Origin of the sequence: Camelimonas lactis (genome assembly GCF_004342915.1) — a bacterium.
Classification (GTDB): domain Bacteria; phylum Pseudomonadota; class Alphaproteobacteria; order Rhizobiales; family Beijerinckiaceae; genus Camelimonas; species Camelimonas lactis.
In genome coordinates this window covers 159,390-184,954 of record NZ_SLWL01000007.1, presented here as the reverse complement: position 1 = coordinate 184,954, position 25,565 = coordinate 159,390, and the positions used below count along the sequence as shown (strand labels likewise).

At 66.6% G+C, this 25,565-nt stretch carries 17 protein-coding genes; 10 read left to right on the top strand and 7 right to left on the bottom strand.

Annotated features, from left to right (window positions below; translation table 11 throughout):
• The first annotated feature begins 647 nt into the window (after window positions 1–647).
• Both EV666_RS09880 and EV666_RS09875 read left to right on the top strand, forming a co-directional pair.
• On the top strand, window positions 648–3,914 hold the full coding sequence (locus EV666_RS09880; RefSeq protein WP_132006856.1) for an autotransporter domain-containing protein: 3,267 nt from the start codon (window positions 648–650) through the stop codon (window positions 3,912–3,914).
• 356 nt (window positions 3,915–4,270) lie between these two features.
• Complete coding sequence (locus EV666_RS09875; RefSeq protein ID WP_245514333.1) at window positions 4,271–5,782, top strand: carbohydrate porin; 1,512 nt, start codon at window positions 4,271–4,273, stop codon at window positions 5,780–5,782.
• Window positions 5,783–5,816: 34 nt separating this feature from the next.
• On the opposite strand, the gene EV666_RS09870 is transcribed toward EV666_RS09875, so the two are convergent.
• The gene (locus EV666_RS09870; protein ID WP_132006853.1) at window positions 5,817–6,263 is read right to left on the bottom strand and encodes a PACE efflux transporter; all 447 of its coding nucleotides are present in this window, start codon (window positions 6,261–6,263) and stop codon (window positions 5,817–5,819) included.
• 82 nt (window positions 6,264–6,345) lie between these two features.
• Here EV666_RS09870 and EV666_RS09865 point away from each other — a divergent pair, with 82 nt between their 5' ends.
• From EV666_RS09865 to EV666_RS09845, 5 genes are all read left to right on the top strand, one after another.
• A complete protein-coding gene (locus EV666_RS09865) occupies window positions 6,346–7,236 on the top strand; it encodes a LysR family transcriptional regulator (protein ID WP_132006850.1) in 891 nt (296 codons plus the stop codon).
• A gap of 426 nt (window positions 7,237–7,662) precedes the next feature.
• Complete coding sequence (locus tag EV666_RS09860; protein WP_132006847.1) at window positions 7,663–8,139, top strand: PAS domain-containing protein; 477 nt, start codon at window positions 7,663–7,665, stop codon at window positions 8,137–8,139.
• Between the two features lie 160 nt (window positions 8,140–8,299).
• The gene (locus tag EV666_RS09855) at window positions 8,300–8,710 is read left to right on the top strand and encodes a hypothetical protein (protein WP_132006844.1); all 411 of its coding nucleotides are present in this window, start codon (window positions 8,300–8,302) and stop codon (window positions 8,708–8,710) included.
• A gap of 180 nt (window positions 8,711–8,890) precedes the next feature.
• A complete protein-coding gene (locus EV666_RS09850; protein ID WP_132006841.1) occupies window positions 8,891–10,126 on the top strand; it encodes an efflux RND transporter periplasmic adaptor subunit in 1,236 nt (411 codons plus the stop codon).
• Between the two features lie 236 nt (window positions 10,127–10,362).
• Window positions 10,363–13,554, top strand: a complete 3,192-nt coding sequence (locus EV666_RS09845; RefSeq protein WP_132006838.1) for a multidrug efflux RND transporter permease subunit — start codon at window positions 10,363–10,365, stop codon at window positions 13,552–13,554.
• Between the two features lie 87 nt (window positions 13,555–13,641).
• On the opposite strand, the gene EV666_RS09840 is transcribed toward EV666_RS09845, so the two are convergent.
• The 3 genes from EV666_RS09840 to EV666_RS09830 form a co-directional block, all read right to left on the bottom strand.
• Window positions 13,642–14,739 (bottom strand): Zn-dependent alcohol dehydrogenase, encoded by a 1,098-nt coding sequence (locus EV666_RS09840; RefSeq protein WP_207906389.1) that lies wholly within the window; start codon window positions 14,737–14,739, stop codon window positions 13,642–13,644.
• 131 nt (window positions 14,740–14,870) lie between these two features.
• Entirely contained in the window at window positions 14,871–17,423 is a 2,553-nt protein-coding gene (locus tag EV666_RS09835; RefSeq protein ID WP_245514332.1) for a spermidine synthase, read from the bottom strand.
• A gap of 148 nt (window positions 17,424–17,571) precedes the next feature.
• The gene (locus EV666_RS09830; RefSeq protein ID WP_132006832.1) at window positions 17,572–19,164 is read right to left on the bottom strand and encodes an arylsulfatase; all 1,593 of its coding nucleotides are present in this window, start codon (window positions 19,162–19,164) and stop codon (window positions 17,572–17,574) included.
• 368 nt (window positions 19,165–19,532) lie between these two features.
• On the opposite strand from EV666_RS09830, the gene EV666_RS09825 reads away from it, so the two are divergent.
• The 3 genes from EV666_RS09825 (at window position 19,533) to EV666_RS09815 (ending at window position 21,847) form a co-directional block, all read left to right on the top strand.
• On the top strand, window positions 19,533–20,552 hold the full coding sequence (locus EV666_RS09825; RefSeq protein WP_165909960.1) for a SphA family protein: 1,020 nt from the start codon (window positions 19,533–19,535) through the stop codon (window positions 20,550–20,552).
• 114 nt (window positions 20,553–20,666) lie between these two features.
• Entirely contained in the window at window positions 20,667–20,912 is a 246-nt protein-coding gene (locus tag EV666_RS09820; protein ID WP_132006826.1) for a DUF3302 domain-containing protein, read from the top strand.
• Complete coding sequence (locus EV666_RS09815) at window positions 20,909–21,847, top strand: HlyD family secretion protein (protein ID WP_132006823.1); 939 nt, start codon at window positions 20,909–20,911, stop codon at window positions 21,845–21,847. The genes EV666_RS09820 and EV666_RS09815 overlap by 4 nt, the downstream gene beginning before the upstream one ends.
• A 104-nt stretch (window positions 21,848–21,951) precedes the next feature.
• On the opposite strand, the gene EV666_RS09810 is transcribed toward EV666_RS09815, so the two are convergent.
• The 3 genes from EV666_RS09810 to EV666_RS09800 are packed head-to-tail and all read right to left on the bottom strand — an operon-like array spanning window position 21,952 to window position 25,553.
• On the bottom strand, window positions 21,952–22,743 hold the full coding sequence (locus tag EV666_RS09810; protein ID WP_132006820.1) for an SDR family NAD(P)-dependent oxidoreductase: 792 nt from the start codon (window positions 22,741–22,743) through the stop codon (window positions 21,952–21,954).
• 52 nt (window positions 22,744–22,795) lie between these two features.
• Complete coding sequence (locus EV666_RS09805) at window positions 22,796–24,343, bottom strand: acyl-CoA synthetase (protein WP_132006817.1); 1,548 nt, start codon at window positions 24,341–24,343, stop codon at window positions 22,796–22,798.
• Between the two features lie 43 nt (window positions 24,344–24,386).
• Entirely contained in the window at window positions 24,387–25,553 is a 1,167-nt protein-coding gene (locus EV666_RS09800) for an acyl-CoA dehydrogenase family protein (RefSeq protein WP_132006814.1), read from the bottom strand.
• Window positions 25,554–25,565: the final 12 nt, after the last annotated feature.

Below are 25,565 nucleotides of genomic sequence, written 5' to 3'. Positions count from 1 at the left end.
CGCCAGCTGGGGAGATGGCGCGGAATGGCGCGTGACCGCACGGTTCTCGCATGGCCTGGGCAACGCGCCGTCCTGCTGCGGCGACATCTGTGACATCGGACACGCGAACCCTGGCCCGTCAAATCGCCGGGCATTGCTATATCTCAACAGATATTCACACGTATTAATATTTGCAAAATTATTATGATAAGTTGATATTAATATATATTTACCTCATATTAATAATATATGTAATTTGTTTCTTATAGAAATTCTACGCACATCCACGCGACCAACGCCAAATGAGGTTGCTTTGGCTGTGTCAAAATTCATACGCCCCCCGACACGTTTCCTGATGCTTCCATTCACCGTTGACACAATCTGGCCAAATGGCCATGACTCGAATCCTAATTGGGGTATGGGGTATAATTCTTATGATTGACAGCGGTACGATCGCGCGCCGGAATCTTGCGGCAAATGCGCTTCGTCGGCGCCGGGCGCTTCTGTTGGCGTCATCGGCGGTGATGTCCATTTTTGCGACGGCCGCCCTGGCTGATTCCATCATTGCGAGCGGCGGGCAAACCGTAACCGTTGACGACCCGTCGGTTACCACAACCGGCGCGTGGATTTATGGCGCGCAGGCGACTGGAGCGGGATCCACCATTCAGTTGAACGGTGGACAGATCACCACCAGCGGTGAGCGCGCCTATGGCCTGCTTGCTGACACCGGCGGCTTCATCAACAGCAGCGCCAAGATCACGACCTCAGGCAAAAATGCCCACGCGGTGCAGGCCGGCGCCAATGGCACTGGAAAAACTGGCGTCGAGGGCATTTACGATGGCTCCAGCGCCGGCGTCGTCAATCTGACCGGCGGCGCTATCGCCATCGCCACCAGCGGCGTATACGCGCTCGGCCTGCACGCGGTCGACTCGGGCCTTATCAACGCTGACCACGTAAACATCACAACCACAGGCGCCACCAGCTTCGGCGCGCAGGTCGAAAGCAACAGCCGCATCGACCTGGCCAATTCCAGCATCGCCACCGAAGGCGCCGGCGCCCATGGCGTTGTCGCCAACAACGACCGGGTCGGCGCGACCGGCGGCGTGGTCAACCTCACCAACACCACGATCACCGTCACCGGCGCCAACGCCATGGGCCTGGTCGTAGCGGCGGGCGGCTCGGCCAACATGACCGGCGGCTCCATCAGCACGCAACAGAAGAGCGCCTATGGCGTTTACGCCACCGGAGCCGGTTCTGAAGCCACGCTTAACGGCGGAAAGATCACCACCAGCGGTGAGCGCGCCTACGGTCTGCTGGCTGACAAGGGCGCCGTCATCAACAGCAGCGCCGACATCACCACCACAGGCAAAAATGCCCACGCGGTGCAGACCGGCGCCAATGGCACCGGCGGCGCCATCTACCCCACCGGCAGCGCCGGAACCATCAATCTCACCGGCGGCCATATCGCCACCGGCGGCGTTTACGCCCTTGGCCTGCACGCCGTCGACGCGGGCGTCATCAACGCCAGCGGCGTCGCCATCGCCACGTCCGGCGCAACCAGCTTCGGCGCGCAGGTCGAAAGCGAAAGCCGCATCGACCTCGCCAATTCCAGCATCGCCACCACGGGCGCCGGCGCCCATGGCGTCGTCGCCAACAACGACCAGGCCGGCGCGACCGGCGGCGTCATCAACCTTGCCAACACGGCGATTGCTGTCTCGGGCGAAAACGCCCATGGCGCCGTTGCCGAAAAGGGCGGCCAGATCAACATGACGGGCGGCTCGCTCATGGCGCGCGGCGTGGGCGGCGCGGGCCTGGCGCTCGCCGATGACGCGACGGCCACGGTCAACGGCGGCGCCATTACTTCGGCCCAGGACGCGGCCATCCGCATCCAGAACAATGCTGCGCTGGTGCTGAACAACGTCGTCGTTCAGGGCGCCACCGCGACAATCGCCACCTCGTTCAGCAAGGCTGACCAGAACGTTGGCGTCCTGGTTGGCCCCGGCGCGCAACTCGGCAGCGCTTCTGGCGTGCTGCTCGCGGTTGACCGCAGCGGCGCCGGCGGCGACAGCGGCAAGGTTTCGCTGACCCTGGCCGATGGTTCGACCTCGCGCGGCGACATCATTGACCAGGGCGGGAAGACCACCGGCTATACCGACGTGGAGCTTGGCGCCGAGGCGAGCTGGAGCGGCGTGGCCTACGGCGTCCGCAACTTCACCTCGCACCAGCGCGGCGGCGCGATGAACTTTGGTGACGGCACCGTCATCGAAGGTGATCTGTCTGTCAGCCAGACCCAGGTGACCTTCGGTCCAGGCGGCGCGATCATTGGCGGCGACGTCGCCCTGACCGGCCAGTCATCCTCGACCGGCGGATCGGTTGGCGCGCCGATCATCGTTGGCGGAAACGTCGATGTGGACGCGTCCTCGGTTCAGGGCGGCAACTGGCGCATTGCCGGCAATCTCACCAACCAGGGCGTCGTGACGCCTGGCAACTCGATCGGCCTCGTTCAGGTCGGCGGCAACCTCAACCTGGTCGGAACCTCCGTTTACCGGGCGGAGATCAACGCCGCGGGTCAGTCGGACCTGATCGCCGTGGCTGGCGTCGCCAACCTCGCGGGCCGGGTCGAGGTTTCGTCCTGGCCGGCCAATGGCGGCTTCCTTATCGGAACCCCCTACACCATCGTGACCGCGGGCGGCGGCTTCGGCGGCACGTCCTTCGACGGCGCCGCCTGGGCGAATGGCGCGGGATACATCTTCCTCGCGCCGTCGCTGAGCTATGACGCGCACAATGCCTACGTCACGGTCGGCCGCAGCGACATCGCGATGGCCTCCGTGGCGTTGACCCCAAACCAGGCCGCCGCGGCGGGCGCCATCGATCGCCTGCCCGTCACCAACGCGCTGTTCGGACAGGTTGCGCTGCAAACCTCCGCGACGGGCGCCCGCCAGGCGTTTGACGCGATCTCCGGCGAGGCTCACGCGTCGCTCGCCGGCGCCCTCGTTGAGGACAGCCACCAGGTGCGCGACGCCGTGAACAATCGCCTGCTTCAGGCGTTTGGCGGCTCCGTCGCGACGGCGAACAGCGCCCGCACCCAGGCGATCACTGGCCTCAACGCCACCGTCTGGGGCCAGGGTTTCGGCTCCTGGGGTCACGCCAGCGCCGCCCATGGCGCAAGCGCCAGGGCTGAGCGCTCCTCCGCCGGCTTCCTCGCTGGCGTCGACGCGCCGGTGTTCGACACCTGGCGCCTGGGCCTCGCGGCCGGCTACGCCCGCACCTCGGTGGACGTGGACCAGCGGCTTTCCTCCGCCTCGGTGGACAGCTACCACCTGGCCCTGTACGGCGGCAGCACGTTTGGCGCCATCGGCGTGCGCTTCGGCGCGGCCTACACCTGGAACGACGCGGATGCCCGTCGCGGCGTCGCTTTCCCCGGCTTTGCCGACAGCACGCGCAGCTCTTACCGCTCCGGCGTCGCCCAGGTGTTCGGCGAAACCAGCTATGCGGCCCGCTTTGGCGCCACGGCTGTCGAGCCGTTCCTGAACGTGGCGTGGGTTAACCTGGACAGCGACCGCTTCCACGAGTATGGCGGCGCGGCCGCTCTCATGGGCAAGACCGCCGACATGAACACGGCGTTCACCACGCTCGGGGCGCGGGTCGCGCACACCTTCGCCATGGCCAACGGTTACGCCGTCACCGCGCGGGGCACGATCGGCTGGCGTCATGCCTTCGGCGACGTTGATCCACGCAGCTGGATGTCCCTGGCGGGCGGCGCGTCCTCCTTCAATGTCACGGGCGCGCCCATCGCCCGCAACAGCCTGCTGCTGGAAGCGGGGCTGGACATGAACATCGCCGCCAATGTCACCCTCGGCGTGGCGTGGACCGGCCAGCTGGCCGAACGCGCCCAGGACAATTCGGTGAAGGGCAATTTCGCCGTCCGCTTCTGAGCGCACGCGCCATATATCGACAGGGGAAGGGCTGGCCTGCGCCGGCCCTTCTGCTTTCAGGGGGAGGCTGGCTCCGGGTGGGGCCAGCGGCGCGTATCCTCCGGCAAAGCCGGCTCCATGCCCGCGCGGCCCTTCCGGGTCCCCATGCCCGCGCGGCCCCATGCGGCAGAGTTCCCCTGAGGTCCGTCGTCCGCGTCGCCAGGTCGGCGCGGTTCGGCATGACGCGACCAACCGGCTGGCTTGCTCCGGTTCGCTGTCACACGCATGTTATAAAGCTGCGCTTCAAGGCGGCGGGCGCACGGGCTTGTGCGGCAGGCTGAAAATATCTTGCCGGAGAATTCGCCAGAGAGTTTTGCGTGACCTGGATCCGGCCCCTTGCAACCTTGTGCGGCGTTCTTGTCGCCGCCATCATGCCGGCGAACGCGCAGCCCGCTGCGCCGGCCCCCGCCCCGGCCCCGGAAGGACGGCGCATCGCATCCGAAACGCCGTTCGTTAAAAATACCGATGGCGCGGGCGGCGATATCCAGACCTCCGTCGCCCAACCGGAAACCTCCGCCGAGCCTTCCGCCAATCTGGCCACCTCCATTCAGGACATCCTCGGTCCCCGGGGCGATCCGGGCGGCATGCGCGCCTGGCTCCTGAAACGCGGCCTCAGTTACAGCCTCACCTATATCGGCGAGGTTCTGGGCGACGCCTCCGGCGGCATGCGGCGCGGCGGCGCCTACGGCGGCCGCCTCGAGCTTCAGGCTGACGCGGATCTCGACAGGCTGCTGGGCTGGGGCGGGGCCAGCATCCACGCCAACCTGTACCAGATTCACGGCGCCGGGCTGTCGCGCTCCCATGTCGGCGCCGTGCTCACGGTCAGTGGCCTTGAGGCCCTGCCGTCAACCCGTCTTTACGAACTCTGGTTCGAGCAGAAGCTGTTCAGTGACGTCCTGAGCATCCGCGCCGGGCAACTCGCAGCCGACACGGAGTTCGCCGTCAGCCAGACGGCCACGCTGTTCATCAATGGAACCTTCGGCTGGCCGGCGGGCCTCGCCGCCAACCTGCCCGGGGGCGGCCCGGCCTATCCTCTCGCGACGCCGGGCATCCGGGCCAAATATACGCCGGACAGGCATTTCTCTTTCCAGGTCGGCCTGTTCAATGGCGATCCGGCCGGCGTCGGACGCGGGGACGCCGACCCGCAGCGGCTCAACCGCACGGGAACGAACTTCCGCACCAGCGACCCGCCCTTCATCATCGCGGAAGCGGCTTACGCCTATGGCCTCGGGGCGCATGGCAGGACCATGCCTGGAACCGTGACGGTCGGCGGCTGGACGCATTCTGGCCGGTTCAACGACCTGCGCCCGGGCGCGGCGGAGCCGTCGGTGACCGCTGGGGCAGGCGCCGGGCCCGCGCGCGGCCGTCGCGGCGACAGCGGCGTCTACGCCATGATCGACCAGACGATCTATCGTGAAGCGCGCGATCCGAACGACGGCGCCTCCGCCTTCATCCGCGTCGCGGCTTCACCATCGGATCGCAATCTGGTCGAGCTCTATGTCGACGCGGGCGTGAGCTACCGGGGCCTGTTCCGCGGCCGCTCCGATGACACCATCGGCCTGGGGTTTGCCTTCGCGCGGATTTCCCGCGATGCGCGCGGACTGGATACGGATGCGATCCTGCGCTTCCGGCAGCCAGGCCCCCGGCGCAGTAGCGAGGCCGTGCTCGAGCTTACCTATCAGGCCGTGCTGGCGCCCGGCGTCACGGTGCAGCCAGACTTCCAGTACGTGTTCCGGCCAGGCGGCGGCGTCGCCAACCCACGCAATCCGGCTGGCGCGCGGATCAGGAACGCGGCGATCTTTGGCCTGCGCGCCGCGATCCATTACTGATCGCGCGCCGCCCTCCCCGCCAGGCGCGGCGCTGTCAACCATGCGCCGGGGCGACAGGGGCCGCCGCCGGGATCGGAAAAATCCGGTCATAGGCCAGGTTAAAGACAAACGCATGCACCAGGTAGAACGTCACGATCGCCACGTCCATGGCCAGGGCCGCCCACACGGAGATCCCGAGATACCAGGCGATGGCCGGAACCAGCAGCAGCACAAGGCCAGCCTCGAACAGGATCGCGTGGATCACGCGGATCCGTAACGTCTTGCCGACGCGCCCCGTGAGGCGGATCATCGCCCTGTCGAAGCCCACGTTGTAGACAAAGTTCCACACCGTCGCGACCGTCGCCGAGACGACGCCGATAACGCCCATGTGGCCAACCGGCTGGTCGAACAGCCAGGCGGACCCGGGCATGAAGATCGCCAGGCCAATCACCTCGAACAGCAGCGCGTGCCGAACCCGGTCGGAGAAGGACCGCGTCATCATCAAACCCTTTCGTGTTGTGCGGGCGCTGTTCTATCTGATACTTCTGGCGTTCAAAGTTGGATACCATCTGGAAAAGCGATAGATGTCCGTTTCCATGGATCAGCTGGAGGCCTTTGTCGCCACCGCCAGCGCCGGCTCTTTCTCGGGCGCGGCCCGATTGCTGGGCAAGGCGCAGTCCGCAGTCAGCACGCACGTCGCCAATCTGGAAGACGATCTGGGACTGCCGCTGTTTGACCGCAGCGGCCGCACGCCCGCGCTCACGGGGGCAGGCGCGCGGTTGCTGCCGGAAGCAAGGATCATCCTCGACCGGCGCGCCCACTTCATCGGCATCGCCCGCAGCTTTGAGGCGCGTGTCGAGAAGCGGCTGGTGGTCGCCATTGATGAGCTCTACCCGGAGGCCATGGTGGGCGCCCTGTGCGCCGAATTCGCCGGGCATTTCCCCCATGTGGAGCTGGAGCTGCTATTTCCCATGATGGAGGACGTCAGCCGCCTGGTGCTGGACGGCAAGGCCCAGATCGGCGTGATGTGGCGGCAGGAGGACCTGCCGGCGGAGCTGGGTTTCAAAACCATCGGCTGGGCGCCGCTGAAGCTGGTCTGCGGCAAGAGCCACCCCCTGGCGCATATGCGCGTCGACTGGGAGGAGCTGAAGCGCCATCGCCAGCTCATGGTCACCGTGCGCACTGAAAGCGCCGAGCGCCACAGGCTGCGGGTGGCGGCCGAGGTGTGGTGGGTGGAAAGCCATTGGGTGATCATGCAGATCCTCAAGCACGGCATCGGCTGGGCGTTGATCCCCGCCCACATCGTCGAAAATTCGCCGGTCGCCAGCGACCTGGCTTTCCCCGAGCCTGAATTCGCCGGGGGAGATCACCCGGTCGCCCTGGAAGTCGTCTGGCACAAGCAAAAGCCCTCTGGCCCGGCGGCGCAATGGCTCCGACAGCGACTGGCCGCCACGAAGATTGGCGTGGCCCCCTGACGCCGCCAACCCATGGACGCCCGTTCTGGCGAACAGGCGCTCCGGCGCACCCGGCGTTGCAACATGAAGCTGCATTGCCTACCGACCGCCCGCCGGAGGCTGGATGACCGGGGCGGATTGACCGGCGGCATCGTCGCGCCGCCTCCGTCCGCGGCGGCCACCCGCCGGCGCCTTCAGTCCCTGTCATCGCCGCATCGCGCCAAATGGCCGCGCCTTGCCTGACGTCCGGTTTGCCGGCCTTCCCTTGGGGCCTCCGGGCGGCGCAATATCCGCTGGCCGCCAGGGACGACTCACGGCCCGCCATCTGTCGCGGGGGCGAAGCTGCCCCTGGCTGCGTTGCAACCCGTTCGCCGGGCCCGGCCAGGGCATTCCACGCCAGGGCTCCGCGCCGGAGCGGCGGCGGGAAAACCAGAGGGAGGGGAGCCCATGACGACACAATCCCGGCAGGACATCGCGCCGCCAGAGTTTGCCAGCCAGGTCGCCGAAGCGCTGCTTGGCGCGGTGTCCGACGCCATCCTCGCCACCGATCGTGACGGCGTCATCCGCTTCTGGAACCCCGGCGCGACGCGTATTTTCGGCTTTGCCGGGGATGAGGCGCTGGGGCGCTCGCTCGACCTGATCATTCCCGCGAACCTGCGGGCGCGCCATTGGGAAGGCTGGCGCCACGCCCTGGCGCAGGGCCAGTCGCGCTACGGGGCGGGCGACCTGTTGTCGGTGCCCGCCGTCACCGCCGATGGCAGGCGCATATCCGTCGAATTCACCATTGTGTTCATGCGCGCGCCCACCGGCGAAATCACCGGCGTCGTCAGCGTTCTGCGCGACGTCAGCGCCCGTTTCGCGGAGCTGCGCGACCTGCGCCAGCGCCTTGCGGCGCGATCGGCGGAAACCTCGCCCGCGTCATAACGGGCCGCGCCAGAACCGGGCGGCGACGACCGCGACGCCGCTGGCGTTCATCATTGCTTAAGCATTGGGGGGGAGAAGATGGGTCGTCAGGCGGGCATGGCGGCGGCAGAACGCCGCAGGTCCGTTGTGACATGGCCTTACTCTTCGTAAGTACGGGCAAATGATCCGGACGCGCCTTTCCATTCTCAGCATCATGCTGCTGCTCATGGTGGGAATTATATTCCCGTCAGCGCAGTATCTTGCGCCAGCCATGGCGCATGCCGGGACGGTGGAGCGCGTCGCCGCTGCCCCGCCGGCGCAGGATATCCGCCCGCTGATGAACGTCGGGCGGATCATGGGCGCCGCATCGTTCTCCAGCAGGATCCAGGTGCTTGAGAAAACCCGGGGCGACATCCCGGAACGCTACGTGGAATCCCGGCATTATTGTCCCGATCCCGGCGGCCCGGACCTGATTTTCTATCTGCCGGCGCCTGCGATCACGCCGGTTGTTTTCCAGGCTCTGGCCTCCCAGCCGCAAAGCCGGCGCCCATCCGGCTTCCAGTACCCCCAGGAACGTCCGCCTAGGGTTTGATCCCGCCGCGCCGGTCAGGTCGCGCGCGCCAAAAGCGCGCCGCCCCGCCGTTCGCCCGCAATCAACCCGACAATTCTCCCTGCATGCGATCGCCCGCCCGGCGCGCCCCGCCCCCATTCCGGGAGGCCTGGCGTCGCCCTGAGCCCTGCGGCGATCATCAAGGACCGGACGGACAGTCTCATGAAGATCAATGCCTCGCGCGCCCGGCTCGCCAGCTTTGGCGCGCCCTGCCTCGCCGTCGCCCTCGCCCTGACCACCGCCGCCTGCGACCAGCCGCAAGCCAGCGCCAACGCTGCCGCCGCCACCGCCGCGCCACCCGAAATTTCCTTCATCACCGTCCGGCAGGAGCCGGTTCCGCTGGTCCGCGAGTTGCCGGGCCGCGTCACGGCCCGCAGCGTCGCCGAGGTGCGCGCCCGCGTCAGCGGCCTCGTGGTGAAGCGCGCCTTCGAGCAGGGCAGCAAGGTCAATGAAGGCGATCTGCTCTACAAGATCGACCCTGCCCCCTATCAGGTGGAGCTGGCCCGCAGCGAGGCGGCGCTGCAACGGGCGGAAGCCAGCCTGGTGCTGGCCAGGCAGCAGGCCGAACGCCTGAGCACGCTGCTCGCGCGCCATATCGCCAGCCAGGCCCAGTACGACGCGGCGATCGCGGCGCAGAAGCAGGCGGAAGCCGAGGTGGCCGGCGCCCGGGCCGCCCGCGACGGCGCGCGGCTCAATCTGGAATACACCAATGTCCGCGCGCCCATCTCCGGCCGCATCGGCCGGGCGCTGCTGACCGAAGGCACGCTGCTCGACTCCGCCAGCAGCGGCGTGCTGGCGACCATCCAGCAAATCGACCCGATCTATGTGGACATCACCCAGTCCGTGGGCGAACTGAACAAATTGCGCCGCGACCTCGCCAGCGGCGAACTGGCCCGGCTGGAGGGCAATGGGGCCAACGTCGAGCTGATCATGGATGACGGCAGCGTCTACGCCCATAACGGCCGGCTGCTGTTCTCCGACATTACCGCCGATCCCGGCACCGGCCAGGTAACCCTGCGGGTGCTCATGCCCAATCCCGATGGCGAACTGTTCCCCGGCATGTATGTGCGCGCCCGCGTCGCCCAGGGCGTTGACGCCGACGCCATCGCCGTGCCCCAGCAGGCGGTGCACCGCAGCAACGATGGCCGCGCCGAGGTGTGGGTGGTGAAGGCCGACAACAAGGTGGCGCTACAGCCGGTCGATGTGGGCCAGGTGGTCGGCGGCGCATGGCTGGTCAACGCCGGCCTGCAGCCTGGCGAGCGCGTGGTGGTCGAAGGGGTCCAGAAGATTTCCGCCGGCATGGAAGTGAAGCCGGTGGCGCTGACGCCAGCGGCCAGGCAGGCCAGCCTTTCCGGCTTCCGGGCGCCCGGCGCGGCGCGGGAAGCCCGCGGGCTCTGAGCGGCGCCCATGGTCTCCGCCGCCCGGCCCCGGTTGGGCCAGCGCGCGGCGGAGCGCCAGCTTCCGCGCCCATCCGCCATCTTCGCGCGCCGGCAGGCGCCTGCGCAGACGCATCCCGCCGTCCCCGGAAGACCTCCGTCTGATGGCGGCGGACGCGGACGCGCCGCCCCGATGTCGCCGTCGCCCCAGGCCCGCCTTGCCGGCCAGGCGACGAACCGATTTGAGAACCCGACCTCATGGCTCGCTTTTTCATTGACCGGCCGATTTTCGCCTGGGTCATCGCCTTTTTCATCTGTCTTGGCGGCGTGCTCGCCATCTTCAAGCTGCCGGTGGCGCAATACCCAATCATCGCGCCGCCGTCGATCGCCCTGTCCACCGCCTTCCCCGGCGCGCCGGTGGAGAGCCTCTACACCAGCACGACGCGCCTCATCGAGGATGAGCTGAATGGCGCGGCCAACATCCAGAGCTTTGAATCCGCAACGGATTCCTTCGGCGTCATCGAGATCAACGCCACCTTCGCCCCGGGCACTGATCCAAACAATGCGTCCGTCGAGGTGCAGAACCGCCTGAAGCGCGTCGAGGCGCGGCTGCCGGCGGAGGTGCGCCAGCAGGGTATTCTGGTGGAGGAAGCCTCCGCCGCCACGCTGCAGATCATCACCCTGGAGTCCACCGATGGCTCGATGGATGAAATCAGCCTTGGCGACTTCCTGATCCGCAATGTCATCAACGAAATTCGCCGTATTCCCGGCGTCGGCCGCGCCACGCTGTATTCCACCGAGCGTTCGTTGCGCATCTGGATTGCCCCGGACAAGCTGCGCGGCCTGTCGCTCAACGCATCGGACGTCACCAAAGCGATCAGCAATCAGAACGTGCAGGTGGCCTCCGGCGCGGTTGGCGCCCAGCCGAGCCCGGCGACCCACAAGGTCAACTTCCCGATTATCGTCAAGGGCCAGTTGACGACGCCGGAGGCGTTCGGCGCCGTGGTGCTGCGCGCCAATCCCGATGGCTCGACCGTGCGGCTGCGCGACGTGGCCCGCATTGAGCTTGGCGGCGACGACTACAAGTTCACGACGCGGCTCAACGGCGGCGAGGCCGCCGGCATCTCGGTGACGCTGGCCCCCGACGGCAACGCGCTGGAAACCGCGAAGGCCATCCGCGCCACCATGGAGGAACTGTCCCAGTTCTTCCCGGACAATGTGAAGTGGGACATCCCCTATGACATCACGCCGGCCGTCGAGGCCTCCCTCGAAAAGGTGCTGATGACGCTGGTCGAGGCCGTCGTCCTCGTCTTCATCGTGATGTTCCTGTTCCTGCAGAACATCCGTTACACGCTGATCCCCACCATCGTCGTGCCCATCGCCTTGCTGGGAACGACCATGGTGATGATGCTCGGCGGCTTCTCGATCAACGTGCTCACCATGTTCGGCATGGTGCTGGCCATCGGCATTCTCGTCGATGACGCCATCGTGGTGGTCGAGAACGTCGAGCGCATCATGAACGAGGAGGGCCTGTCGCCGAAGGAGGCGACGCGCAAGGCCATGGGCCAGATCACCGGCGCCATCATCGGCATCACCCTGGTGCTCACCGCCGTGTTCATTCCCATGGCGTTTTTCCCTGGCTCCGTCGGCATCATCTATCGCCAGTTCTCGGTGACCATGGTGACGTCGATCGCCTTCTCGGCGCTGCTCGCCCTGACGCTGACGCCGGCCCTGTGCGCCACCTTGCTGAAGCCGGTCCCCAAGGGCCACGGCCACGCCAGGGGCGGCTTCTTCGGCTGGTTCAACCGCTGGGTCGATCGCGTCACCGCCGGTTACGGCGCCGGGGTGGCGCGGCTGCTGAAGCGCTCCGGCCGGGTGATGGTGGTTTACCTGATCCTGCTCATGGGCCTCGGCTACGCCTTCGTGCGCATGCCGGAAGGCTTCCTGCCGCTGGAGGACCAGGGCTTTTTCACCGTCGATATCCAGACGCCGCCAGGCGCCTCGTTCAACCGCACCCTCGCGGCGGTGAAGAAGGTGGAGGAGCATCTGTTGGCCCAGCCAGGCGTCGCCAGCGTCACCATCGTCAACGGCTTCTCGTTCTCGGGCCAGGGGCAGATGACCTCGCAGGCGTTCGTGACGCTGAAACCGTGGAAGGAGCGAAACGCGGCCAATTCGGTGAAGAACCTGGTCGATGGCGCGAACCAGGCGCTTGCCTCCTACAAGGATGCGGTGATCCAGGCGCTGGAGCCGCCGCCGATCGATAACCTGGGCAACGCCTCCGGCTTCAGCCTGCGTCTGCAGGATCGCGGCCAGAAGGGCTATTCCGCCCTGATGGCGGCCCAGGAGCAGTTGCTGTCGCTGGCGCGCAAAAGCCCGATCCTGCGCAACGTCTATGTGGAGGGCCTGCCGCCGGCGCCCCAGGCCGAACTGGTGATCGACCGGGAGAAAGCCGCAGCGCTGGGCGTCAACTTCGAGGACGTCAACAACACCATCCAGGTCAATCTGGGTTCGGTCTATGTCAACGACTTCCCCAACCGGGGGAAGATGCAGCGCGTCATCGTCCAGTCGGCTGACATGCAGCGCCTCAACCCGTCCGACATCCTCAATTACGGGGTAAAGAACGCCCAGGGCGCCATGACCCCCATTTCATCGTTCGCGGAACTGAAATGGAGCATGGGCCCGGCGCAGATCGTCGGCTTCAATGGCTACCAGTCGGTGCGTTTCACCGGCGAGCCGGCCCCGGGGTACACCTCGGGCCAGGCGATCGCCGAGATGGAGCAACTGATGAAGCAGTTGCCGCGCGGCTTCGGCTACACCTGGACTGGCCAGTCGCAACAGGAAAAGGAAGCGGGATCGCAGGCAAGCCTGCTGCTTCTGCTGTCGATTGTCATCGTCTTCATGTGTCTGGCGGCGTTGTATGAAAGCTGGTCGATCCCGTTCGCGGTGATGCTGGTCATTCCGCTCGGCGTCGTTGGCGCGGTGCTCGCGGTCAACCTGCGCGGCATGCCCAACGACGTTTATTTCAAGATCGGCCTGATCACCATCATTGGCCTGTCGGCCAAGAACGCCATCCTGATCGTGGAGTTCGCCAAGGAACTCTGGAAGCCCGGCGTATCCCTGATCGACGCCACGGTGGAGGCGGCGCGGCTGCGTTTCCGTCCGATCGTCATGACGTCGCTGGCCTTCATCTGCGGCGTCGTCCCGCTGGCCATCGCCACCGGCGCCGCCTCGCAAAGCCAGCAGGCGATCGGCACGGGCGTGATGGGCGGCATGATCACCGCGACCGTGCTGGCGATCTTTTTCGTGCCGGTGTTCTTCGTGGTGGTGATGCGCCTCTTCGGGCGCAAGGAGCACGCTGCGGAAGGCGCCGCGCCGGAGAAAACCCCGCAGGACGGGCCGCAGGCGCAACCCGCCCCCTCCGGCGACGCCATCGCCAGCGCGGAGCGTTGACGCGACAGGCGCGGCCCGCGCGCCGGGCCGCGCCTGCTGTTCCAGCGCATCTCCCACCACGTCGGGTTCCAGGAAACCCGTCGGCGATCAGAAGCAGGTAATGACGCTTCGGGCGATCGCGCCCTGCTTCAGTTCCTGATAGGCCTCGTTGATCTGCGAGATGTTGATTTCGCGTGAAATCAGATCGTCCAGGTTCAGGCGCCCCTGCAAATACAGCTCGGCGTACATGGGGATGTCGTGCTTGATATTGGTGGAGCCCATGACAACGCCGCGCACGCCGCCCTGATTGGCGATGAGCTCGGCCAGCACGTCGATGTTGATTTTCCCGCCCGGCTTGTGCAGGCCGATCATGTAAGCCTCACCGCCCTTGCACAGCATGCGGACCGCCTGCTCGGAGGTCTGCTGCAACCCGATAACCTCGAACGCATGGTCAACGCCCCCGTCGGTCAGGGCCCGCGTCGCCGCCACAGGATCACCGGCGCCGGCGTTGACGAAGTCGGTGGCGCCGAACCGGCGGGCCAGCTCCTCCTTCGACGGTTGCAGGTCGATGGCGATAATCCGCGCCGCGCCCGCCAGCTTCGCCCCCGATATGACATTGAGGCCAACGCCGCCGACGCCAATGACGGCGACGGTGTCTCCTGGCCGCACCCTGGCCGTATTGATCGCCGCGCCGATGCCGGTGATGCAGCCGCAACCGAGGATCGACGCCTGCGGAAACGGCAGGGCTTTGGGCACTTTGGCGAGCTGGTTTTCATGGACAAGGGCGTATTCGGCAAAGGCGGCGGTGCCGAACACCGGGGTGAGCGGCTGGCCATCGCGGGAAAGCCGCTGCGGCTCCTCCGGCGTCCGCAGGGTCGCCTCGGGATGGGCGCACTGGTAGGTTTTACCGGCAAGGCAGGCCTTGCACTGTCCGCAATACTGGATCAGTGAGCCGACCACGTGGTCGCCGACGGCGAACTCACGCACATCGGGACCCACTTCCTTCACGACGCCCGCCAGCTCATGGCCCAGCACCGCCGGGAGGACGACGCCAAAATTGTTCTCGGCGAAATGAAGATCGGAATGGCACAGGCCAGAGGCCTTTACTTCAACCAGAACCTCCCGCCCCCGCGGGGCGTCGACCTCAACTTCCTCAACGTCAAATAGTCCATTGAGGGCATTGAGTACAGCCGCCTTCATTTTCATGAGCGTCCTCCATATTTATTAAGGCTCGCATGCTAGGGCGGGAATTTCCGACTGTCAGCACAGAAAACGGCAAATTGAGCCGTTTCGCCGCCACGGCGTCTGCCGGCCGCGATGCGGCTCGCTGACGCCGCTCACCCGGCGCCGGGGCCCCTTACCCCCGCGCCGCCGGGGGCGGCTGATCCCCCCGGCCGGCGGGGCCCGCCCGTGAACCAGCTGTAGTAAGGATTGTCGCCGTCGAGCCGCATCAACCGGACAATATCCCGCCGCCATGCCTCGCGCTCGCCGGCCTGCGCATGCAGGCCCGCCGCGTAAAACAGATCCAGCCGTTCCCCTTCCGCGGCGATCGCGGCGGTCAGTTCGTCGCCGGGGTTAACCACGGGCGGCGGCGTCCGCAGGGCCAGCAACGACGGCAAGGTCTGCTGGAAGACGCCGGGCCGCAGCCATGCGCCATATTCGATGCGCGGATGGTCATCGGTGACCGCCGGGACATCCCCGACCCATGCGGCAAGCCCCTTGCGGTCGGTCACCCAGGTCGCCAGCAGGGCCGCTGGCGAAGCAACGCCGACCTCGGCCAGGGTTGCCGCCACCTGTGGTTCAGCCATGCGGCTGGCGATGCGGCCGGCGTCCAGCTCCATTGGCGTCATTGATCCGACGAGCAGCATCTCGTGAAAATCCGTGGTCCACAGCGAGGCGTGCGGGAATACATCGATAAAGGCCCGGACAAGGGAACGGGTGTCCTCGCCATTCTGCGTGGCCAGCGGCAGCCATTGCGCAACCATGCCCCCGGCGTTGAGCCTGTCGCGGGCAAGGGCGTAAAAATCGCGGGAATACAGATTGACCACGCCGGCGGCGGCGGGCGGCGGCGGCTCCAGGGTGATCAGATCATAACGGTCGTTGCTGCGCAGCAGTTCGCGCCGGCCATCCCGCATGCGGATGTCAACGCGGGGATCGGCGGCCACGCCATAATTGCCGGAGAACTGCGACGCCGCGCGCACCACCGCCGGCAACAGCTCAGCAACGACGCGCTTTTCCAGCCCCGGATAGCGCAACAACGCGCCCGCCGTGATGCCGGTGCCCATACCAATGACCAGGGCGGATCTGGGCTCGCCCGAATGGATGACCAGCGGCAGCAGGGCCTGCAGGCGCATGTAGCGCAGCGACGGCATGGCGTCGCCAGAGTTGGACACGCCCTGAATATAGAGCCGGCGAAACCGGTTGCGGCCCATGCTTTGCTCCAGCACCGCCACCGTCGCCCCACGCGTCTCCTCATAGGCGACAAGGGCGCCGCGCCGCGATTCCGTCAGCAGTTCGGCCAGGCGTCCGGCGGGCGTCGTCGTCGCCAGCAAAACGGCGACCGCCAGGGCACCCCAGCCGCCCGCCCGGGCCCGGCGCAGCGCCGGCTTCTCACGCCAGACCGCCAGCAGCCCCAGCACGGCGGCGGCGAGCGCCAGCAGGGCCAGCGTGCGCACCAGGCCAAACGCCGGGACCAGCACAAGGCCGGTGACCAGCGCGCCAAGGACGCCGCCAAGGGTGTTGACGCTGACGACGGCGCCCACATGGCCGCCGGTGCGCCCCGCCTGGCCGCCGGCCACCAGTCGCAAGGCCAGCGGGAACGCCGCGCCGAGCAACAGGGTCGGCGCCAGCACAATGCAGCTCGCGGCGACAAGGAAACGGGCGCTGGCTCCCGCCAGGGCGTTGCCCGTCCAGGTCAGCATCATGGCTTCGGCCGCGGTCTGGGTTCCGGCCAGCCAGCGCCCAAGCAAGGCGACCTCCGCCAGCGCGATCACGCCGGCGCCAGCGAGCAACAGGCCGAAGACCGCCCACGGCCGCCGGATCCGGTCGACGAAACGCGCCAGGATGGCGGCGCCCACGGCAAGGCCGGCCAGATAGGTGGCCAGCACCACGGAAAAGGCGAAGGCGCGGGTGCTGATGAACTGCACGATAACCTGCGACCACACCACCTCATAACCGAGCGCCAGCCCGCCGGCGATGGCGTACAGGCCAAGCGCCAGCCGGGCGTCGGCGGACATGACCGCGCCTGTCGGCGCCGGGGCGCGTCTGGCCGTGGATCGGGCCGTGGGTCGGTCCGTGACGGCGAGCGTCCCCTTAGCGGGTGTCGGCGAAGGCGCCGGCAAAAGCAGCGCGCCCAGACCGGCCGCCACATTGAGGCCCGCCGCCGCCAGCGCCGCGCCCTGCACGCCAAAGACCGGGATGAGGATGAATACCGGGGCCAGGGCGCCAACGACGGCGCCGGCCGTATTGGCGGCGTAGAGCGCGCCGCCCACGAAGCCGGCGCGACCGGCGGCGGGGGCGAGCGCCCGCGCCAGCGCCGGCAGGGTTCCGCCCATCAAAAACGCCGGCGCGCCCACCAGGACAAACACGCAGGCCCACGGCAGCGGCGCGAACCACTGCTCCATGGCGGCGAAGGCCGGCGCGAAGCGCGCGAGAACAAGGGTGGTGATGACAGCGCAAGCGGCGATGGCCAGTTCAAGCGCCAGATAGAACGCCGCCGGCCGCGTCGCGCGGTCAGCCAGCCGGCCAAGCACGAAGCCGCCGAGGCCGAGCCCGGCGAAGAAGGCGCTGACGGCGGTGGTCACCGCATAAACGTCAACGCCGACGACCAGGGAAAGCTGCTTGATCCAGATAATCTGGAAAACGAGGGCGGCCACGCCCGACAGGAACAACAGGGCGCCGGCGAGCCGTTGACGCTGTTGGCGCGGTTCTGGCGCCGTTGTCCGCTGTGGCGCCGCGCGCCGCCCCCGTCCCATGGCCCACCCTCATCACTGGGAGACAACAGCGCTGGCCGCCCAAAGGGGGCGACCAGCGGCGTGGCTATTGCAGGCCGCGTTTTTTGAAGGACTCGTCAATCTTCTCGTCCACGCCGCGACGGATCTGGTCAATGCTGAAACTGGCGACCCGCTGGCTGGGCGGATAGGCGACAAAGGTCTGCAGGAATTCAGCCGCCTTCATCACGCCATTGAAGACCAGGTAGGCGTTCTCGACGCGCCATTGGTCATAGCCGCTGCCGGATATGTCGGCGTGTTCGTACGGATCCATCCGCAGATTATACATCTTGGGCACGCGCAGTTTCGTGAATGGATGGGCCCAGACGTCGAACTGGCCCGGCTGCTCCTGTTTCTCGAACACAAACTTCCAGTCCCCGGTGCGGGTCGCAACCAGATCGCCGTCATCGTTGAAATAGAAGAACTCGTTGCGGGCGCTCCTGTCCGCCTTGCCGGTGAGGTAGTCGAGCTGGTTGAAGCCATCGAGATGGTTGTGGAATGTCGTCTGGCTGCCCCTGGGTTGCCAGCCCTTCAGCAACCGCTCCTTGACATCCGTGTCGCCAGCGGCCGCCAGCAATGTCGGGAACCAGTCAAGACCCGAGACAATGCCATTGCTGATTTCGCCAGCCCTGATCTGCCCCGGCCAGCGGATCATCGCCGGCACGCGGAACGCGCCCTCCCAGTTGGTGTCCTTCTCCGAGCGGAACGGCGTCGTCGCGGCGTCAGGCCAGGTGAAGGCGTTCGGGCCGTTGTCGGTGGTGAAAATGACGATGGTGTTCTTTGAAACGCCCATGTCGTCCAGAGCTTTCAGAAGCTTGCCGACGTTCTGGTCCATCTCCCACATGCCGTCGGCGTATTCATTGCCAGGCATGCCGCTCTTGCCGCGAAAATCCGGACGCACATGGGTGAAAATGTGCATGCGGGTGAAATTCATCCAGGTAAAGAACGGCTTGTTGGCCTTTGCCTGACGTTGCATGAAATCGATCGCGGCGCCGGTGGTTTCATCATCCACCGTTTCCATGCGCTTGCGCGTCAATGGCCCGGTGTCTTCGATCTTGCCGTCGGCGGACGCTCTCAACACCCCGCGCGGCGCATATGCCTTGATAAAGGCGGGATCATTCTTCGGCCAATACGGACGCTCAGGCTCTTCTTCTGCATTCAGGTGATACAGATTGCCAAAGAACTCGTCGAAGCCGTGATTGGTCGGCAGATATTCGTCGCGATCGCCGAGATGGTTCTTGCCAAACTGCCCGGTCGCATAGCCATGCGCCTTCAGCGCCTGGGCGATGGTGATGTCGCCCTTCTGCAAACCGACTGGCGCTCCCGGAACGCCCACCTTGCACAGTCCGGTGCGCATGCAGGCCTGGCCGGTAATGAAGGTGGAGCGCCCGGCGGTGCAACTGTTCTCGGCGTAATAATCCGTGAACATCATGCCTTCTTTGGCGATCCGGTCGATGTTCGGGGTTTTGTAGCCGACGAGGCCATGGGTATAGGCGCTGATATTCGACTGGCCGACGTCGTCGCCAAAGATGACAAGGATGTTGGGGGGCGCGGAGGCGGGCGCCTGGGCTTTCGCCCCGCCGGCTCCCAGACCAACGACGATCGCTGTCGCAGCCGCCGCCAGAAACGTGTGTGGTTTCATGGGACAGTACTCCTGCTCGTGGAATCGCGCCGGTCCAGATCACCGTGGGTCCGCTTGGCGTTTGGGGGCCGCGGCGGCGCGCCGGAGCAGGCTCGCACAACGTCGCGGCCGTCGCCATCGATTACAGCGTGATCTCCCGAACAGGGCGCGTCGCCGGTATTTCACACCGGCGCGCCCGTTTGCGCACCATGCGCCAGCGCCTCCCGGCAAGGGGCTGGCAAAACAGGAAAATTACGCGGCGGCGGCAACAGTCAGGCCCGGCTGAACGGCGCCGGGCCGGGAGCTTCACTTTTTTGTGTGAGCCTTCCCGTGTACTGGTGAACCATCGCATGATGGAACAACAGATGGCGTATAGGGGTAAAAAGCCGATGAAAGCGCATGACAAATTTCTTGCCTGCGCTCTGGCGTATGCTTGCATCAGCCTCGCCCCCTCCATGGCCCACGCCACTGAAAGCGGCGCCAGCCTGTACGTGCCCGGCTTCAAGAGCGCGGTCGCGGGCATCACGCCGCCGCCGGGATTTTACTTCGAAGCCGACGGATATTCGTATTCCGGCCGGCTTTCGGCAGGCAAAACCACGCAATTGGGCGGCGCTGTCCTCGCCAATGTCAAAGTGCAGGCGCGCGCGGGCTTCCTCACCGCCACATGGGTGACGCCAGCGGAAATCCTCGGCGGCAATCTCGGCTTCGCCGCAACCTTGCCGCTGGGCGATCCGCGCGTGAGCGCCGGAGCCCTGGTTGTCGCGCCCCGCTTCGGCCGGGTGCTCGGCGGAAAAATGCGGGATTCGGAGTTTCTGGTTGGCGACCCCGTCCTGACCAGCTTCATCGGCTGGCGCAAGGGCAACTTCAACTGGCAGATCGGCGCGTCGGCCAGCATTCCCTCCGGCTCCTACCGGGACGACGCCCTGTCGAACCTGTCGTTCAACCGGCTGATCGGCGACCTTTACGTGGCCGCCACCTGGCTTGATCCGAAGATTGGCCTGGAGGTGTCGGGGTCGGCCGGCTATGAAATGAACGGGCGCAATTACGCCACCCAATACACCAGCGGCAACGCCGTCCACGCCGATCTCGCCGTCAGCCAGTATCTGACGAAGGATCTGTCAATTGGTTTTCTGGCCGCCCACTATCAGCAGGTGACGCGCGACAGCGGCGCCGGCAATCACCTTGGCTCCTATCGCGGGCGCGTGACAGCCATTGGCGGAACGATTGCATATACGCTCAACGTGGCGGGCGTGCCTGTGTCCACCCGTCTCAAGGTTCTGCGCGAGGTCAAGGTGGAGAACCGTCCGCGCGGCGCGATCGCCCTCCTCACCATCGCGCTGCCTCTTGGCGCGCCGGCGGCGCCAGGAGGCGCCCCGGCGGCGACGCCCGCAGCCCTGCATGATGACTGAAGGCCTGGGCCCGGGAAATATGGAGCGCGGTTTGACGAAAATGGCGGGCGGGCGCGCCCGCCGTCTGATGCGCCGGCATGGCCCGACGCCATGCAGCGACTGCCGGAGGCGACCATGAGTGGGCTTGATATCTTCGCCTGGATTGTCCTGATCGTCCTGGCGGCCAGCACAATCGCCGTTTTCTGCATCGCCGGCTGGTTGCCTGGCCACATCGCCAGCGAGCGGGGTCATCCCAACGCCCAGGCTGTCCGCGTCGCCGGCTGGGTCACCCTGTTCTTCGGCTTCGCCCTCTGGCCGCTGGCCCTGATCTGGGCCTATGTCGACGTGCCCGCCGCCCGCGCCGGGGAGGCTGGCCGATGATCGTCTTTCTGCTGAACGTCTACCTGGTTATCCTGTTCGTTATTGTGAAGGTGGGGCTGGTCCGCTTCAACCTGTTCTGGAAATGCTCGCCCTTCATCGTGTTGCTGCTGCTGATGGTCGGCCTGTTCATTCCCATGGGCTGGGGCGCGCCGTCGGGCGCCACGCTGCTGGGGCGCCAGTCCGTGGCCATCGTGCCCGACGTCGCCGGCGAGGTCATCGACGTGCCCGCCCAGCCGAACATGCCCCTGAAGGCCGGGGACGTGCTGTTCCGTATCGATCCGGCCCCCTATGAAGCGCAGCTGAAAGCGGTTCAGGCCCAGGTGGCGCTGGCGGAACTGCGGTTGACGCAGATGCAGCACCTGCAGCGCGCCGACACGGGACGGGCGTTTGACGTCCAGCAGCGGGATGCGGAAGCGAAACAGTTGCGCGCCCAGCAGGACGCCGCGCAATGGAACCTCGACAAAACCGTGGTGCGCGCGCCCGCCGATGGCTTCGTCACCAACGTGGCCCTGCGCAAGGGCGCCCGCGTGTCGAACCTGCCGCTGTCGCCGGTCATGGCGTTCATCGACACGTCCGCGCCCTTCCTTGGCGTCACGATCAGCCAGAATGACGCCCGCTACATCGCGCCGGGCCAGACGGCCGAGGTCACCTTCAAGTTTTTTCCGGGGCAGATCTTCACCGCAAGGGTGGAGAGCGTGTTGCAGGCGATTTCGGCGGGCCAGACGCAGGTTTCCGGCTCGGCGGTCACCCCGCACGCGCTGCAGGCGTCGCCGCTCGTGGTGAAATTGACCCTCGACAACGCCGACATCGCCCGCCAGCTACCGGCCGGCAGCGTCGGTTCCGCCGCGATCTACACGGATCGCGTGCTCGCCAGCCATATCATCCGCAAGGTCCTGCTCCGGCAGGAGGCCATCATGAACTACGTCCTGCCCTGACCGTCAGCCCAGGATCGGCGGACAACACATGAAAGCAGCGGAACGTGGGCAGGCTGGAGCCGCCGGAACCGGCGCCCGCGGCCTGCCTGGTCCGCTTCTCCGCGCTACAGGGCGAATGAATAGCCGCCATTCACCGGGATGGTCTGCCCGGTCACCCAGCTGCTGGCGTCGGAGGCGAGCAGCAGGACCATGTTGGCAATGTCGTCAGGCTCGCCCATACGGCGGATGACGTAATGGCTCAGCATCTTCGCCGCCATTTCCGGATTACCGGCGCGGGCCGCCGCCACGCCAGGCGTGTTGATGGCGGCGATGGCCACGTTGTTGGCGCGGATATTGTGCCGGGCCAACGTCCGGGCCATGGCGCGGGTCAAACCCGCGGCCCCGGCCTTGGCGCCGGAATAAACCTCGAGGCGCACCTCGCCCATCCGCCCCGCGTCCGAAATGATGGTGACGATGCGGCCGTCCTTCTTTTCGATCATGCCGGGGATGACGGCGGCGCAGGCGTTGAGCACGCCATAGAAATTGACGCCGATGAACGAGTCCCAGTCGGCCCGGTCAGCCTCCCAGAATGGTTTGCGGGCGCCGCCAGTGGGCGTGGCGCCGGCGTTGCCGGCATTGTTCACCAGGATGCTCACCGGACCAAACTTCGCCGCCCCCTCCGCCACCATGCGGTTCACCGCGTCACGATCGGTGATGTCGGCGGCGACGGCCATGGCCTCGCCGCCCGCGGCGGTGATTTCCCGGGCGACCTCTTCGGCCCGCTCCGCGAAGTAATCGTTGACGATCACCCGGGCGCCGTGCGCCGCCAGGTGCAGGGCGATCTGCCGGCCCACGTTCTGGCCGGCCCCCGTCACCAGGGCCGTGTGTCCGCCGACGTTGAGAATACTGTCTGCCATATTTGTGCGTTCTCCCTGAATTGTTTTTGCTTTTCGCGCACGCAAACGCGCGTTATCGCAAGTTATTGCTGGCCAGATACTGGTCGCGCAACGCCTTCTTGTAAAGTTTCCCGGTGGGCAGGCGCGGCAACTCCTCCATGAATGCAATCACGCGCGGCAGGGCGTAACGCGCGACCTTGTCGCCAAGAAACGCGAGCAACCGCACGACCATGGCGTCATCGCCTTCCTCGCCCGGCCGCAGCTGCACGATTGCCCGCACCTCCTCGCCCATCTCCGGGTGTGGAACGCCAATGACGGCGACGTCGGCCACCGCCGGGTGCATCACCAGCGCATCCTCGATGGCCTGGGGGTAGATGTTGACGCCGCCGGAGATGATCATGAAGCTCTTGCGGTCTGTCAGATAAAGATAGCCGTCGCCATCGAGCCGGCCGATGTCGCCGACGGTCAGCCAGTCGTCATGACGGGGGTGACGGGACGCGGCCGTTTTCTCCGCGTCGTCATGGTAGGCGAAGCTGGCGCCGGCCGGCTGCTCGAAATAGATCACGCCAGCCTTGCCTGGCGGCAACTCCTCGCCGCCGTCGTCGCATATGTGGATGGCCCCGCCCCCGGCGAGCCGACCCACCGACCCCGGATGAGCCAGCCATTCCTGGCTGTCGATGCGCGTACGGCCAATCCGTTCGGTCGACGAATAATATTCCCATAGAATTGGCCCCCACCAGGCGATCATGCGCTGCTTCACTTCCACCGGACAGGGCGCGGCGGCGTGGATGGCGACGCGATGGCTGGACAGGTCCCGGGCAAGGCGGATCGAATCCGGCAGCTTCAGCATGCGCACGAACATGGTCGGAACCCACTGGCTGTGGGTGACCCGGCGGGCTTCAATCAGCCGCAGCGCCTCCTCCGCGTCGAACCGCTCCATCACCACCACGGTTCCGCCAAGTTGCAGCACCGCCAGAACATAGCCGAGCGGCGCGGCGTGATAGAGCGGCGCCGGCGACAGATACACCGACCGGTCATCGAGCCCATAGACAGACAGGCCCGCCAGGTCAGCGGTCGCGCCGAAAGGACCGTCCGGCAACGGGCGTTTGATGCCCTTGGGCCGCCCGGTCGTGCCCGAGCTGTACAGCATGACGTCGCCAGCCGTTTGCGGCGGATCATCGGGCGAAGCGCCAGCGATCGCCGCCTCATAGCCAACGAAGCCATCGGCGGCGCCATCCTGGTCCGTCACCAGGCGCAAACCGCACAGGGCGTTGCCGGCAAGCGCCGCGCCGGCCACGGCGACATGGGCTGGCGACGTGACGATCGCCCGCGCGCCGCAATTGGCCAGGATATAGGCGACCTCGCCGGCGGTGAGGTGGTGGTTGACCGGCGTCACATAGAGGCCGGAGCGCACGGCCGCCAGCACCACCTCCATGAAGCGCGGATGGTTTTCCATCAGCAGCGCCACATGGTCACCCTTGCCGAGGCCGTGTCCCGCGAACAGATTGGCCAGGCGGGCGCTGTTCATCTCCAGTTCGCTCCAGGATACGGTCTGTCCCCCGGGCTCGAAGATCAGCGCCGGCCCGTCCGGATTGACCCTGGCGTGGTGGCTGACTGGCATGATGGCGCTTCTTGCGGGTCGCAATGACACGGATGACGGGGGTTCACCGCAGCCCGAGGCCCCGGGCGATAATTCCGCGCAGCACTTCCGTGGTGCCGCCCTGGATGGTCAGCTTGGGGGCGGCCTTCAGATAATATGACAGCCGCTGGCCGAACTGTTCGCGCCAACCGTCGTCGTCCGCCAGCGGGATCAGCGCCGAAAGCTCACGCGCCCGTTGCGGCAGGGCCTGCTCCCAGAGCGTGCCGAGATCCTTGACGATCGCCGCCTCGACCACCGGTTCGCGGCCCTGCTCGAGCATGCCGGCGACCGAGACGGACATGCGGCGCAGGGCATGAAGCTGGGCGGTCAGCTGGCCAAGACCGGCGGCCACGCGCACGTCCGGCTCCGTCCCGGCCAGGCGCGTCACGCCGGCGAGCGCCCCGTATGTCTCCAGGAAACGCTCCGGCCCGCTCCGTTCGTAGGCCAGTTCGCTGGTCGCCTGTTTCCAGGCGCCGTCGATTTCACCAATGACATGATCGTCCGGGATAAACACATCAGTGAACGCCACCTCGTTGAAATCGCGGTGACCGGTCATCATGCCGATGCGATTGCAGACAATCCCCGGCGTCTTCATGTCGATCAGGAAAGACGTCAGGCCGTGGCGGCGGTTTTCCTTCGTCGGCGGCGCGGTGCGGAACAGGCCGATCATGTAGTCGGCCTGGTGGGCGTTGCTGGTCCAGATCTTGCTGCCATTGAGCAGCCAGCCGCCCTCCGTTCGCGTCGCCCGGCTTTGCACGGCGAACAGGTCCGATCCCGAGCCGGGCTCGCTCATGCCGATGCAGAAACAGAGCTCGCCCCGCACGGCGCGCGGCAGGATGCTCTGGCGGATCGCCTCGCTGCCATAACGGATCAGGGTGGGCCCGCTCTGGCGGTCAACAACGAAAAACCGGCGGGTCGGCGCCCGGGCGACGCACATCTCCTCGGTCACGACGTAGCGCTCCAGGAAGCTGCGTTCGCCGCCGCCATATTTCTTCGGCCAAGTCATGCCGATCCAGCCGCGTTCGCCCACCCGGCGGGCGAACGCATCGGCGTTGGCGGAGCCGCTTTCAGGATTGTCAGGATCGAACACGCCATTGGCGATTTCTTCGGCGAGGAACTCACGCACCTCCCGGCGCAGTTCCTGACAGCGCGGCGGCAGGCGAAGGGGATCGAAGCGAAGCGCGGTGGTCATGAAAGTCCCCTG

Bases quoted from the DNA above. Each gene is read 5' to 3' on its own strand.
- EV666_RS09820 (WP_132006826.1), top strand. From the start codon at position 20,667: ATGAGTGGGCTTGATATCTTCGCCTGGATTGTCCTGATCGTCCTGGCG.
- EV666_RS09870 (WP_132006853.1), bottom strand. From the start codon at position 6,263: ATGATGACGCGGTCCTTCTCCGACCGGGTTCGGCACGCGCTGCTGTTC.
- EV666_RS09855 (WP_132006844.1), top strand. From the start codon at position 8,300: ATGATCCGGACGCGCCTTTCCATTCTCAGCATCATGCTGCTGCTCATG.
- EV666_RS09810 (WP_132006820.1), bottom strand. From the start codon at position 22,743: ATGGCAGACAGTATTCTCAACGTCGGCGGACACACGGCCCTGGTGACG.
- EV666_RS09845 (WP_132006838.1), top strand. From the start codon at position 10,363: ATGGCTCGCTTTTTCATTGACCGGCCGATTTTCGCCTGGGTCATCGCC.
- EV666_RS09825 (WP_165909960.1), top strand. From the start codon at position 19,533: ATGAAAGCGCATGACAAATTTCTTGCCTGCGCTCTGGCGTATGCTTGC.
- EV666_RS09860 (WP_132006847.1), top strand. From the start codon at position 7,663: ATGACGACACAATCCCGGCAGGACATCGCGCCGCCAGAGTTTGCCAGC.
- EV666_RS09850 (WP_132006841.1), top strand. From the start codon at position 8,891: ATGAAGATCAATGCCTCGCGCGCCCGGCTCGCCAGCTTTGGCGCGCCC.
- EV666_RS09840 (WP_207906389.1), bottom strand. From the start codon at position 14,739: ATGAAAATGAAGGCGGCTGTACTCAATGCCCTCAATGGACTATTTGAC.
- EV666_RS09815 (WP_132006823.1), top strand. From the start codon at position 20,909: ATGATCGTCTTTCTGCTGAACGTCTACCTGGTTATCCTGTTCGTTATT.
- EV666_RS09800 (WP_132006814.1), bottom strand. From the start codon at position 25,553: ATGACCACCGCGCTTCGCTTCGATCCCCTTCGCCTGCCGCCGCGCTGT.
- EV666_RS09830 (WP_132006832.1), bottom strand. From the start codon at position 19,164: ATGAAACCACACACGTTTCTGGCGGCGGCTGCGACAGCGATCGTCGTT.
- EV666_RS09865 (WP_132006850.1), top strand. From the start codon at position 6,346: ATGTCCGTTTCCATGGATCAGCTGGAGGCCTTTGTCGCCACCGCCAGC.
- EV666_RS09805 (WP_132006817.1), bottom strand. From the start codon at position 24,343: ATGCCAGTCAGCCACCACGCCAGGGTCAATCCGGACGGGCCGGCGCTG.